This is a genomic window from Anaplasma ovis str. Haibei, from assembly GCF_002214625.1.
In the GTDB taxonomy this organism is placed as follows: Bacteria; Pseudomonadota; Alphaproteobacteria; order Rickettsiales; family Anaplasmataceae; genus Anaplasma; species Anaplasma ovis.
Genome location: NZ_CP015994.1, coordinates 907038 through 919214, shown reverse-complemented (window position 1 = coordinate 919214; position 12177 = coordinate 907038). Strand labels below are relative to the sequence as shown.

Sequence of the window (12177 nt, the reverse complement as noted above, 5' to 3'; positions counted from 1 at the left end):
CAAGGTGAGAAGAAGGAGAGGATGCCTGAATTGGTTGGGGGGGGGGATATGAGCTGCGCGCTGTGAGGGGCTCTGCTGTGCTGTCTCAGGTGTAGGAGTAACTACTGGGGTGCTGGGTTGTTTCCAGAAGCCCTGTTCCAACGCTATTCCCAGAGGGATGTCTCCCAACCTAACTCTACATCCTTCAAAGATTAACTTTTCCCCCCTTGGCACCACACTGTTGCACTGATGCAGATGCCACATTTACCCTTCCATCTGCGTGGACATCCATACTAACCTGCTGTTTGGGGCTCTGACGAGGCTTCCAAGATGCTTTCAGGCTCAGTATGCCCTCTAAAACTAAGTAACTGTGCCTATTATGCTTGGAACCCGTTATATTCACGGTGGAGCCTTCAGAGCCCACCACTCTTAAGTTGTCTCCGTCTGTTGTGATTACACACACCGTCTGTTGCTTACCATCACTAGGTTTCCAAGTGACGGTACAACTTGCATCAATCACTACGTCAGTTCTAGATTGCACATGTTCTCTGGGGCTATGGCTACCAATAATCTCGATATTAGGGCCTCCCCCCCCCACTAGGTGTTTCTTCAGAACCGAAACAGCAGCTGTGACTAGCACAGGGCATTATAAATACGGTGATGCCGAAACAGATGGGAACACTTACAATGGGGACTGGAAGCCACCGAGCAAATTTCCAGAATGGGCTCCGCCTAGGTTTTGGTGACCCACTACGCCAACGAGAGTATTCCTCTGCTGCTGCACACGGAAGGACAGTGAGGGCTGAGAGCAGAATAGCCATCTCTAGGGGTACGAGAATCCAAGGGAAGGGTGAGTACCGACACATTGTGCGAATATCTCTCCACATTGGGCTAATATCTCTCCACATTGTGCGAATACCTCTCCACATTCCTGCTACCCTTTTGATATTTAGCTAAAAATATTATCTACTGATAGATACAACACGCCACCAAAGCGGAGTAACACCTACATCACATTTAATGAGGATTCCACTCCTTGCACTTCTAGCGCAAGTACTGGGCCACAACGTACCACGCTATGGTTAATATTGCAACAGTTTTACACGTGACCTACAAAACACCAGGACGCATATCTCTGATTGCTAATCTACAACATAATGCCATGTGCCTCCTATGTTGCAAAAAGGCAGTCATAACCAGCGAAGGGAATTGTGGATATGGTAGCGCCGAACCATAGCAGCGCTACCGAGCAACTTGCCGGAACGGGCCTGCCAGACACCACGCTGACCGCACCTCTACTGATTGCTGATCTACAGTACAATGTTATGCGCGTATGGCTGCACTGCAATTGTAGGATTGCAAATATTGCCTTTGGGGCTTCATACCCAGGCATTATGCTTCACGCTCTGCCCCAATGTGCCTCCATGTTGTGCAACCCAACATTGCAAATATTGCCTTTGGGGCTTCATACCCAGGCATTATGCTTCACGCTCTGCCCCAATGTGCCTCCATGTTGTGCAACCATTGCTATTGGGAACTTCCTCTTGCCTGTAAACACCTCCGACACTGTAGTACTATAAGTGCTATGTGCAGACTGATGCTCATTACCTCTTATCGCCATAGTTGTAATTTAGGGCATATTGCTTCTTGCCTGTACGCCCCGACACCGCATAAGCTGCGTTTGCTACTGCAACACTATATGCATACGTCTTGTGTGAACTGAGACTCATTACCTATCTCGCTATAGTTGTAGATGACAACGTGACCAACTTGTTCATGGCATCAAACGTTAGGACTTCCACAAGGTGAGAAGAAGGAGAGGATGCCTGAATTGGTTGGGGGGGGGGATATGAGCTGCGCGCATAAAGTGGGGCTGACGCGGACTATACAACTCACTGCCAAACTTTTTTGTGGAATTTCCAAAATGCGCATAGATTATGCCTTTGCGCGGTGGATGCGGGAGCTTCCCCTAACGCCGGTGTAGTTAGTGCCCGGAAATGATGGCATGAGCGCGTCACGTCATTACCCGTAGTATGGATTTCTTAACCCTTCCACATTAAGACATGCGGCTTTTGGTAGTGCACCGTTTATGTACTATAGTGCAGCAAAAGTCATATGCGTGTCTATTCTGGTCTCTGTACTATCCTGTGTAGTGAGCCCATGTGTGTATGCAGGTCACAAGCTCATAAACTTCGCCGATCCTCGCGTTGCTGAAGGTGAATATGGGGCAGATAATTCAAGGGAGCAGTTTTTTAACCCAAATGTCTATTTTTGTCACCAAGACAAGTGTGTTTCCGCTGGCCCTGGAGAAGGTGTCAGGATACCCGGGTACTTTGACCACGATGTAATAGCAATTGCAAGATACTATGCAGCGGCCTCTACGGGATTGCTGCCCCCAGCACTACCAAGTGCCATTGAATATTGTGGGTCGGCATACTTTGATGAAGAAAGCGGGGAGCTATGCGCCTGCGTCTCGGAGTATTGCCACAATAAGACGTATGCAATGCATGGTAGTATGTCGTGCAAACATGCCGCTTGTAGGCCACTTATTGCCATAGATACACCAAGCTTTTGTAGCTTTTTGCCTGGGAGAAAACGCGTGAAGTTTGTTCCGGTATCGTTTTCCAAACAGGGCTATTTTCACCCGGGCATCAGGGTCGTAAGCTATACTGACGATAGCAAAGGCAGATCTGCTTCTGTTGGGCGTAGCTTGTACCTGAATCTGGAAGCTGGGGAAACCAAAAAGGAGTTTACAGTTACTCTGCTGGGTAGCACCTACGTCATTGATGTTGAGAAAAAAATGCGCGAAGACCTAATATGCGGTACTTACAAGGAGGGAGGCGAGAAAGTATACACCGAGTGCGTGCCCACACCCTTCTTGCCCAAACCCAAGATTCGAAAAGTGCGCAACAAACGCAACATGATGTCGGTTAGGTTTCCTGGGTGTCTCGACAAGAAAAAGTGTGTTTTTGAATTGCGAGCAGGCAAAAACATGGATTTTCCTGCTGAATTATCAGTGATAATTCCGGTTGTGTCTGATGATTACATGTTCGAGCAGTATGCCAAGTGCCCAGAAGGTGTCGCATCTGATCCTGTAAGTGTTGGTGTGGTGCGTGCAGGGCACCTATTGTGCGAGGACGGGTCCAAGCCTGAACTAAGATACCTATCGGGTCACTCTGGCAATCTTAGGTGCTTAGTGATTGACCAACCGTTTGCTTCCAGTGTGGGGATTTCCAAAAATGTTAGGCTCGAGCTTGATGCGCCCGGTGACGGAATGCACTCTCAATCTTCGATTGTCACACACTGCCCAGAATGTACGCTGCACCTGGCCCAATATCGTGTTATGCTCAAAACTGCGCAAGGGCGCATAGATACTTCAGGTTATGCAAAACTGGGTGCCCAAAGCGTGGGTATGCGCGAAGTGCGTGGTCTTTCTGTAGAGAAAACGATAGTTAATCTGGGGAACAGTGAAAGGAGCCTAGTGAGTGACGGTTGCCCAGGGTTTCCCGACATACCTCTATGGGAGAAACAGGAATTGCTGGATTTGCTGGTTCCTGGATCTCAGGGAATTGTCTACCTGATGAAAGACGATATAAAGAGGATGGGTGTTGTGAGTAATGTAGATAGCTTTTGTCCAAACTTGGACAGGGTGCCCATGCGGTATTCAACTCCGCTACATAGGCACCGCGAAGCACTGAATTCTCAGGCCATGGAAGTCGGTGATCCGTATGATCAAGGACTTTGCATGCTAGTGTCGAAACAGGCAAAAGTACATGCTGCGAGTGACGCGTACGTCGGGCCAGATGGGCAAAGGGAGGACTACAGCAAGCCGAAATACCGGTATGCAAAGAGTGGTATTTTCAAGAACTGCAAGTTCATTAGGGCTGAGCTATATGAACCGGGTACCGTTGGCGAAATGACCGTGCACCTGATCAAAAACCTTGCTTGGCAAGATGGGCTAACTGCAATATTCGGTTTGGGACACAGCCCTACTCGGCTGCAGACTGTACTTAAGCTGTGCGTGGGCTCTGTGGACACTTCAGATCTCAAAGACCATAAGGGGAGCGACTGCATTATATTTCCGGCTAAGAAGCATGCCAGGGGTTCCCCCAGCCCGTATAGGGTGGATAAAACATACCACGCAGGCAATAGCAATCTTGTGGTCATTCACAGTGGCGTTGTACCGGATTCATCGTCTACAAACCCATCGGATTCCGGCTCAATAAAGTTGCACTGCGTTGATTGAGTGCGTACGAAGCACTTGATTGCTGCACAATCTTGCGCGCATCCGTGGGAGTTACACCCGGTCTTTGCGCTTGGCTTGTGGCCGTTGGGATCAACCGCAACACACGATTGGCACTTATCCTAGTACCTGAGAGTATTTACGTGCCCCATCTTTCTACGCTGCCTAGGTTCTCGCTTGCCGTATATGTGTATGCTGCTGCACGGATGCGAGTGCGTTTGGTAGACTGCAGCCGTGTCGCCAAAAACGTTCTCTGTGACGCAAGGTGCAAGTAGCTGCACCCTCCGAAGCGGTAGGCCACACGCTGCGCGCACCAGCTGCTCAAATTGGCTTACATTACATGCGTCCATGCTCCAGTGGCCGGAATTGTGCGGGCGTGGTGCTATCTCGTTCACCAACAGCAACCCACCTGTTGTGATAAAAAACTCAACGGCTAGAATTCCCACGACACCAAGCGAAGTTGCTATGGTGACGGCCATTTCCGCTGCCTGCTTGCGCACAGAATTTTTTACCTGTGCAGGTACGATTGACCTGTCTAAAATACCATCGATGTGGTAATTCTGTGCGATTGGAAATAGCTCGTATGACCCATCTGCTGCTACAGCAATAATCAAGGAAATCTCCTCATGTATGTCGACAAACTTTTCCAAAATATAGCCTCGACTCCAATCTAGGGATGATACCCTGGCTATATCGCTGCTGCTTTTCAGCATGTACTGCCCCCTGCCGTCGTATCCGAGCTCCGCGGTCTTGAGTAAGCATGGGTAGCCGATGTCATCAATACCCTCTAGCAGTTCTTCATAACAATTAACTACTGCAAAATCTGCCACTGGGACGCCAAGTCCGCGCATATGCTGCTTTTCTCGTATCCTGTTTTGTGCAACATACAGTGCAGTTCTTCCGGGGTGTACGGGGGCCTTTGTCGCGATGACGTCTATTGCACTAGTGGGTATGTTTTCAAATTCTATGACTGCGAGGTTAACCGTAGATGCAAAATCCAGCAGCTTGCTGTCATCGCTAAAACTCGCAATGGTAGAGGTGTTAGTGACAAAGACTGCCGGGTCATCATAATGTTCCGCAAATACGTGGGTCCTGTAACCCATTTGTGATGCGGCCAAGGAAGTCATCTTACCAAGTTGTCCGCCACCTACGATGCCAATGGTGGCACCAGTGTGTGCATGTGATTTGTGCATGTGATAGCGATTGATGTAAAAACGAAAAGCAACTATAATTATATCGCTGGGAGGAGATTCTTCAATTAGGGTCCGGTGGACCGCGCGTTTGTTTTACGAAGTTGTGGGGGTGGTGCTGCGCTATGACGACGCTTGGGTGTGGCGGTGCGACTGGTCTGATAGAGGTTGAGGTAACTCCGAGTTATCTCGAAGAGCATTCTATGCCGCACGAGAATTGCTACATATGGCTTTACAGCGTCAAGATAAAAAACGTCGGCGATTCTACGGTGCAGCTGCTGAAGCGCAGCTGGAAGATAATAGATTCTAAAGGCATGATAAACGAGGTTAGCGGGTCTGGTGTGGTAGGGCGGCAGCCCGTGCTAAAGCCTGGGGGGTTTTTCGAGTACACTAGTGGTACGTGCCTGAGTACTCCGTCTGGGGTTATGAATGGGTGGTACCAATTTGTGGATGAGGACAAAGCGCAAGTGTTCTACGTAGACGTGCCCACCTTTTCGCTCGATAGCCCGTACGATATCGTTAGGCTTAACTAGGCCATCTTTTTTCTCGGTGCCGCGCTTGGGTGCCTGCTGACGCTACCCCGAGGTGCCGTGTGTTGCGCTGTGGTGCGGCGTCTGTCTTGCCTTACGTCTAGCTGGCCTGAGCTTTGCTGAATTCGCTGGCGCCGTGCGCCTTCTCTCCCGTGAAGTGCTGCTGCGCCTGTTTGTGCTTGACCGCGCCTTTAACTCGCCGCTTATCCGCGGTTGTTCGGCACAATGCGCTATAATGACGCACGCGTTAATGTTAAACAAGTCAATTGTCATGTTAATATGTGGGCGGGATTGGTGGTTATAAGCCGCTGTTAATTAGAGGGTGACGGCGCAGCGGACATCTGCTATCCTACGAAAGGCTGCGCTGGGTTGCTGTACGGAGGTTAGGTGTGACGTGCTTGGATTCTCTACAAACACGCAGGCAGTTACGTGTAGGCGGGGGTTCCCACGACTACTTCGCATTGGATGCGGCCTACCAGGGGCTGGGCCTCAATGGCACTAAGCTTCCGTTTGTGCTCAAGATTTTGCTGGAGAATCTGTTGCGTAACGAGGATGGCGTTCATGTTACGCTTGGTGACCTCAAAAGGCTAGCTAACCGCATAAACACAGGTACGGAGTGTGAAGTAAGTTTCATGCCTACCAGGGTTATTATGCAAGATTTTACTGGGGTGCCCGCGCTTGTGGACCTGGCAGCCATGCGCGATTATGTGCAGGAGAAGGGATGCGACCCGAGCTTAATAAATCCAAAAATTCCTGTGGATCTGGTAATAGACCATTCCGTGCAGGTTGATTTCTACGGCACACAAGATGCACTGGCGAAAAATGTTAGGCTGGAGATGTCGCGAAATTTGGAGCGTTATAAATTCCTCAAGTGGGGGCAGTCCGCATTTAGCAACCTTCGTGTAATACCACCTGGTACTGGTATATGCCACCAGGTTAATCTAGAACATCTGGCCAAAATTGTATGGAACTGCGGCGGAGTTCTGTGTCCGGACACTGTTGTTGGGACTGATAGCCACACCACAATGGTAAACGGAATTGCGGTATTGGGGTGGGGTGTTGGCGGCATAGAGGCAGAAGCTGTAATGATTGGGCAGCCGATAGTCATGACAGTCCCCGAGGTGTTGGGGGTAGAGCTACGCGGCAAGTTGCGCGAAGGTGTAACTGCGACAGATACGGTGCTGACTATTACTAACATTCTCAGAAAGAAAAGCGTAGTAGGAAAATTTGTCGAGTTTTACGGAGAGGGGCTAAAGAACCTATCCGTGTTTGATCGAGCTACAATTGCAAATATGGCACCGGAATACGGCGCAACCTGTGGATTCTTCCCATTCGATCAGGGCACGCTGGACTATCTAGACATCACCGGGCGCTCGAAAGAAGATATAGACGTTGTTGAGACATATCTGCGTGCGCAGGGCTTGTGGTACAAGAATGGCAGCGGGGCAGCTTATTCAGACGAGCTCACCGTGGATTTGGCGGAAGTACAACCTGTTGTTGCGGGGCCTAAAATGCCGCAGGAACGGGTTTTGCTGTCTCAAGTTCCGCGCACTCTGGCGGGGTGTGCAACACATAGAAAAACTGAGCACAACTCTGTCGTGAAAAATGGAGACGTAGTTATTGCGGCGATTACCAGTTGTACTAACACCTCTAACCCACATGTGATGATAGCGGCGGGGCTTGTTGCGCGTAAGGCAAAACAACTTGGCATTAGGCCCAAGTCTTGGGTTAAAACTTCCCTCACACCTGGTTCTAGGGTTGTTGAGGCATACTTGCAGGCTTCAGGTTTGCAGGAATGCCTGGATGACATCGGGTTCAATATTGCTGGGTACGGGTGTGCAACCTGCATAGGAAATTCTGGCCCACTTGCCGGAGAAATTGAAAGCCTGATCAAAGCGCAAGATTTGCTAGTGGCATCTGTGCTATCTGGCAACCGGAATTTTGAGGGGAGAATACATCCGTGCGTTAAGGCCAATTTTCTTGCCTCGCCACCTCTTGTGGTTATCTACGCCTTGGCGGGCACGGTTCTCTTGGATCTTACGCGCGATCCGGTGTGTCAGGATTCCAGAGGCAACGATGTTTTCTTGCGTGACCTATGGCCTTCAAGCCGTGAAATTGGAGAGGTAATTGCAAAATTTGTATCCAGGGAAGTATTTGCGGAAAAGTACAAGGACGTCTTCAGTGGTGATGACATTTGGAAGAACGTTGAATACAATGGTGATGCAACCTACAATTGGGAGCCTGGTAGCACATACGTGCAGAGCCCCCCCTATTTTATGGGGGAACCCAGCAGCAGGGTGGCTGGCAGGAAGTTTAACATAAGTGGTGCCAGGATACTGATGTTGCTTGGCAGCGGTGTTACTACTGACCATATTTCTCCTGCTGGCAATATTCCTGTAGAGAGCCCCGCGGGTGAGTTTCTTATGCGTAATGGCGTCCAAGAACGAGACTTCAATTCGTATGGCGCCAGGAGAGGCAACCATCACGTAATGTTACGTGGTACCTTTGCCAACATCAGGATAAAAAATGAGATGCTCAATGAAGTGCGGGGCGGGTTCACAAAGCACGTCCCAACAGAAAGGGTTATGACGGTGTTTGAGGCTGCTATGCTCTACAGGGAGGCCAATGTGCCGCTAGTGATTATTGCGAGACAGGGATATGGTGCGGGGTCTAGTAGGGACTGGGCGGCAAAGGGTACGTTGCTGCTTGGGGTCAGGGCAGTAATAGCGGAAGACTTTGAACGCATACACAGATCCAACCTGGTAGGCATGGGAGTATTACCGCTAACTTTCAAACGGACTAGTGACAATGTGTTTTCCGGCAATGAAGTGATCACGTTAAGCGGAAGCGTGGGTGTCGGCGAGGAAATTGTGTGTAAAATTCGTGAGGTGGATGGCTCTGAACGAGAAATTCCACTATTGTGTGCGATAAACACTGAAGTTGAGGAAGAGTACCTTGCCTCCGGAGGTGTGCTGCACTACGTCCTGAAGAGGATGGTTGGAGAGAGTATTGCTGGTGATGCGTGATGTTGGGCTGTAGCGCGTGACCTTCGCGCTTCTTACTCTATGACCCTTTTCACGAAAAAGCATCCGGCTTCTGTGCCCGCTTCAGAGTGAGAAAGCACCTGATCTCTGATTCCCCCATCATCCACAACGTCATCACGTACCTGCGATAGACGAGGCACCCCCCCGTACAGTACGGGGTCTACACCTTCTGTGTCGACCTCAGACAACATATTAAACCACGCGACCACACTACCGAGCTCCTTGCAGTACCGATCAGCCTCATGTTCCGGCACCCTGAGCCTCACCAACCTGGCTCCCCTAACGAGCTCTTCGCGCCCCACGCTGTAGGCCGCTCCTTCATCCGAGAACTTACTCATGCCTTGTACCCAACAAAGTGCGAAAGTACGCAATCCCCCAAAAGCTTGCCTACCGATTGTACCTTTATCTTGCCCTCTGGGAAAGATATTCCGCTAATTGTGTCTGTTACAACCAGAGAGTCCAGTTCTGACGCTTCTATAGCGTCAACCGCGCTTCCAGAGAACACGCCGTGGGTTATGCGTGCGTGCACACTCATGGCTCCCCTCGTTTTCAGGGCTGCAGCCGCATTGCACAGCGTACCTCCCGAGTCTACTATATCGTCCAAGATGACGCAGTGCCTATCCTTAACGCTACCAATCACGTGCACCACTTCAGATACTCCGGGGCTTTCGCGATATTTGTCAATCACTGCTACCTGCACAGAGCTGACCTTGCGCTCTTCTGACAACGCCCGAACAAACTCTCTAACTCTGGGCAAAGACCCACAGTCAGGTGCCACGACCACCAGCTTTTCCAGTATGTGACTGTCACCAATCTCCTCGACAAACAGCCCCGATACGGGCAGATTGGTAAACGGCATTTCGAAGAACCCAACTGTCTGGCTGGAATGCAAGTCTACGGTAATCAGGTGATCTATTCCAGATGATCCTAGCAACTTAGCGACAACCTTGGAGCTAAGTGCTGACGTTACCAAGCCATGCTCACCCACTACCCGGGACGTTACCCTATCCTGCCGAGAATAACACACGTAAGGCACCACAGCGGTCATCCTGTCTGGCGCGCAAGTCCGCCGCACAACGTCCGCCAGCAGCAACAGCTCCATTAAGCTGTCATTCGCGGGTTTGCACAAAGATTGAAGCAGGACCACATTCTTATACGGTGCTTCCGCAGCGCTATTTGGAAACTCAACGCTGATTTCCCCGTCCGCGAACCTAGAAATGCAGGGTGTGACCACCGGGAACCCCGTCACACTCGACAAACTTGCAGCAAGAGCCGTGGCAGTGCTGCCAGGTACTATTACCATACTGACCAAACGTCGCCATTAACGAGCGCATGATAATTAGGTGTGTCACAAAAGTAAACATGTTTTACCATACGTGGTACCATAATTTTTCACTCTGCTATGCGAAGTTGCCATGTTTACCGAACAGGATGTTAGGAAAATTCTGGAGAATATTACAGATCCGGAAACAGGTGGCAACGTGGCTAGTGTTGGAAAATTCTCCATTACCCTAAATGGGGGCAATGTAGGTGTAATACTAGACATGCCCGGACAGGTTACTAAATCGTGGGAACAGAACTTCAAGGCGAAGTGTATAAACGAAATCCAGAAAGGTATAGCTGGCATATCAAATGTAACTGTCGCCCTAGTGCAAAGACGCACGTCATGCATACCCAAGGTTAAGATCAAAGGAGTGCGCAGTGTGGTGTTAGTTGTTTCTGGCAAAGGGGGTGTGGGAAAATCCACTGTAGCGACTCAAATTGCTCTGTCTCTTGTAAGGCGTGGACACAAAGTCGCGCTTGTGGATACAGACATTTATGGCTCCTCAATTCCACACCTACTTGGGGCTGACGCCCTGGCAGGAATCGACCGCGATGGCATGATAGTGCCCCTGGAAAATTTTGGGCTGAAAAGCATTTCGATTGGGAATCTTGTTGAGAACAAGAGCAAGGCGATAGTATGGCGGGGCCCCATGCTTACCAAGGCAATCGACAAACTCATGGTGGGCACAAGTTGGGGTGAGATAGACTACATGATAATTGATACACCCCCAGGCACTGGTGACGTGCATATTAGCCTTGCCAAATTTACTATAACCGGAGCAGTGGTAGTCTCCACTCCGCAGAAGCTGTCAGTGCTGCAGGTCGTGAAGACCTGTGATATGCTTGCAAATCTGAATATAAAAATATCCGGGGTTGTAGAGAATATGAGCTATTTTTTCGACGGCGCATCTGGCAGTAGAACCTACGTGTTTGGCACAGGAGGAGCGCAAGATATCTCTAGGCTGACTGGTGCACCGTTCCTCGGTGATATCAGAATTGACCCCGAGATTTGCCAAACCTCGGAGCGCAGAGACCCAACTATAGGGAATACAGACCTACTAAAAGCCTACGATCGAATCACAGAGAACATGCTAGCAAGCGTCACTGAGGGCTGTGCAATGTAACCGTACGGGACGGGGATGGTAGCGCGGAATAGTGACGTCATGAGCAACGACTCAGAGCCAAGGTTCCACATGCAGGCCAGAGCGCACACTACCGGGAAAACAACACAAACCCGGTCGTGCATTCCGCTGCAAACTGTCACTGTTGTTTAATCAACTTGCCGATCTCTCTTTCCACAATCTCCCTAACTAGCCCAGGCAGATTCTCATTCAACCACTCAGAAAGCTTAGGCCGCAGCACACTAAGCGCCAACTCTTCAACAGAGAGGCCCTTGCTGCTATCTTCCACTGGTGGGCTAGGGGCAGCTGCCGGGCTTTCTGTGGCCATGGCCGCATCCACCAGCTTTTTTATTTCTTTAGTTGCTGCTTCTATGTTCTCTCGAGAGAGTAAAGCGCTTTCGTCTGCACCTACCGGCGCTGTGCTACTTTCCGCAAAGGAGGCCAGGGACGAACTCTCGGTTAGCTCCATGGAGCAACTTATCTGGCGTTGCTGCACTTCCCTTCCCACCGAACAAAAATTCTTGGAGTGGCGTACCCTACCAACACTCTGCGTGGCACAAACGCTGCCGGATACGCTGGGGCCCTCCCTCTTGTAGCTTATCACATCCAAGTTCTCTGGATTTTCCAGGTACATTACGTCATCATGCGATTGGGGGTCGCTGAGTATAACCTTCCTTATACTTGCAACGACATCCCTTATGGACTGAAGACTGCCGGAACCACTCATAACAAGCACATCCTCAAGGT

Annotated in this window: 10 protein-coding genes; 4 read left to right on the top strand and 6 right to left on the bottom strand. The window is 50.1% G+C overall.

Features of this window, described 5'->3' with window-relative positions; all coding sequences use genetic code 11:
- Positions 1-184: 184 nt before the first annotated feature.
- Both AOV_RS03870 and AOV_RS05495 read right to left on the bottom strand, forming a co-directional pair.
- Positions 185-619, bottom strand: coding sequence for a hypothetical protein (locus tag AOV_RS03870; protein WP_117374470.1), 435 nt, complete (start codon positions 617-619; stop codon positions 185-187).
- A 964-nt stretch (positions 620-1583) separates the two neighbouring features.
- On the bottom strand, positions 1584-1709 hold the full coding sequence (locus AOV_RS05495) for a hypothetical protein (RefSeq protein WP_267896375.1): 126 nt from the start codon (positions 1707-1709) through the stop codon (positions 1584-1586).
- Between the two features lie 434 nt (positions 1710-2143).
- Between AOV_RS05495 and AOV_RS03860 the strand changes: the two genes are divergently transcribed.
- On the top strand, positions 2144-4225 hold the full coding sequence (locus tag AOV_RS03860; protein ID WP_233497117.1) for a hypothetical protein: 2082 nt from the start codon (positions 2144-2146) through the stop codon (positions 4223-4225).
- Positions 4226-4344: 119 nt separating this feature from the next.
- On the opposite strand, the gene AOV_RS03855 is transcribed toward AOV_RS03860, so the two are convergent.
- Positions 4345-5415, bottom strand: coding sequence for a 5-(carboxyamino)imidazole ribonucleotide synthase (locus AOV_RS03855; protein WP_075139210.1), 1071 nt, complete (start codon positions 5413-5415; stop codon positions 4345-4347).
- Positions 5416-5537: 122 nt separating this feature from the next.
- Between AOV_RS03855 and apaG the strand changes: the two genes are divergently transcribed.
- The gene (gene apaG, locus AOV_RS03850) at positions 5538-5945 is read left to right on the top strand and encodes a Co2+/Mg2+ efflux protein ApaG (protein WP_075139209.1); all 408 of its coding nucleotides are present in this window, start codon (positions 5538-5540) and stop codon (positions 5943-5945) included.
- A 386-nt stretch (positions 5946-6331) separates the two neighbouring features.
- Positions 6332-8968, top strand: a complete 2637-nt coding sequence (gene acnA, locus AOV_RS03845) for an aconitate hydratase AcnA (RefSeq protein ID WP_117374468.1) — start codon at positions 6332-6334, stop codon at positions 8966-8968.
- 32 nt (positions 8969-9000) lie between these two features.
- Here the strand turns inward: acnA and AOV_RS03840 are convergent, their stop codons facing one another.
- Complete coding sequence (locus AOV_RS03840; protein ID WP_075139207.1) at positions 9001-9324, bottom strand: Asp-tRNA(Asn)/Glu-tRNA(Gln) amidotransferase subunit GatC; 324 nt, start codon at positions 9322-9324, stop codon at positions 9001-9003.
- Positions 9321-10289, bottom strand: coding sequence for a ribose-phosphate diphosphokinase (locus AOV_RS03835; protein WP_075139206.1), 969 nt, complete (start codon positions 10287-10289; stop codon positions 9321-9323). The genes AOV_RS03840 and AOV_RS03835 overlap by 4 nt, the downstream gene beginning before the upstream one ends.
- Before the next feature lie 112 nt (positions 10290-10401).
- On the opposite strand from AOV_RS03835, the gene AOV_RS03830 reads away from it, so the two are divergent.
- Positions 10402-11433, top strand: a complete 1032-nt coding sequence (locus tag AOV_RS03830; protein WP_075139205.1) for an Mrp/NBP35 family ATP-binding protein — start codon at positions 10402-10404, stop codon at positions 11431-11433.
- 136 nt (positions 11434-11569) lie between these two features.
- On the opposite strand, the gene AOV_RS03825 is transcribed toward AOV_RS03830, so the two are convergent.
- The gene (locus AOV_RS03825; RefSeq protein ID WP_075139204.1) at positions 11570-12157 is read right to left on the bottom strand and encodes a DUF2497 domain-containing protein; all 588 of its coding nucleotides are present in this window, start codon (positions 12155-12157) and stop codon (positions 11570-11572) included.
- Positions 12158-12177 lie beyond the last annotated feature (20 nt).

What these genes read in the sequence shown, in the direction of transcription:
- AOV_RS05495 (WP_267896375.1), bottom strand. Translation starts at nt 1,709, where the DNA reads ATGAGTCTCAGTTCACACAAGACGTATGCATATAGTGTTGCAGTAGCA.
- AOV_RS03855 (WP_075139210.1), bottom strand. Translation starts at nt 5,415, where the DNA reads ATGCACAAATCACATGCACACACTGGTGCCACCATTGGCATCGTAGGT.
- apaG (WP_075139209.1), top strand. Translation starts at nt 5,538, where the DNA reads ATGACGACGCTTGGGTGTGGCGGTGCGACTGGTCTGATAGAGGTTGAG.
- AOV_RS03840 (WP_075139207.1), bottom strand. Translation starts at nt 9,324, where the DNA reads ATGAGTAAGTTCTCGGATGAAGGAGCGGCCTACAGCGTGGGGCGCGAA.
- AOV_RS03835 (WP_075139206.1), bottom strand. Translation starts at nt 10,289, where the DNA reads ATGGTAATAGTACCTGGCAGCACTGCCACGGCTCTTGCTGCAAGTTTG.
- AOV_RS03830 (WP_075139205.1), top strand. Translation starts at nt 10,402, where the DNA reads ATGTTTACCGAACAGGATGTTAGGAAAATTCTGGAGAATATTACAGAT.
- AOV_RS03825 (WP_075139204.1), bottom strand. Translation starts at nt 12,157, where the DNA reads ATGAGTGGTTCCGGCAGTCTTCAGTCCATAAGGGATGTCGTTGCAAGT.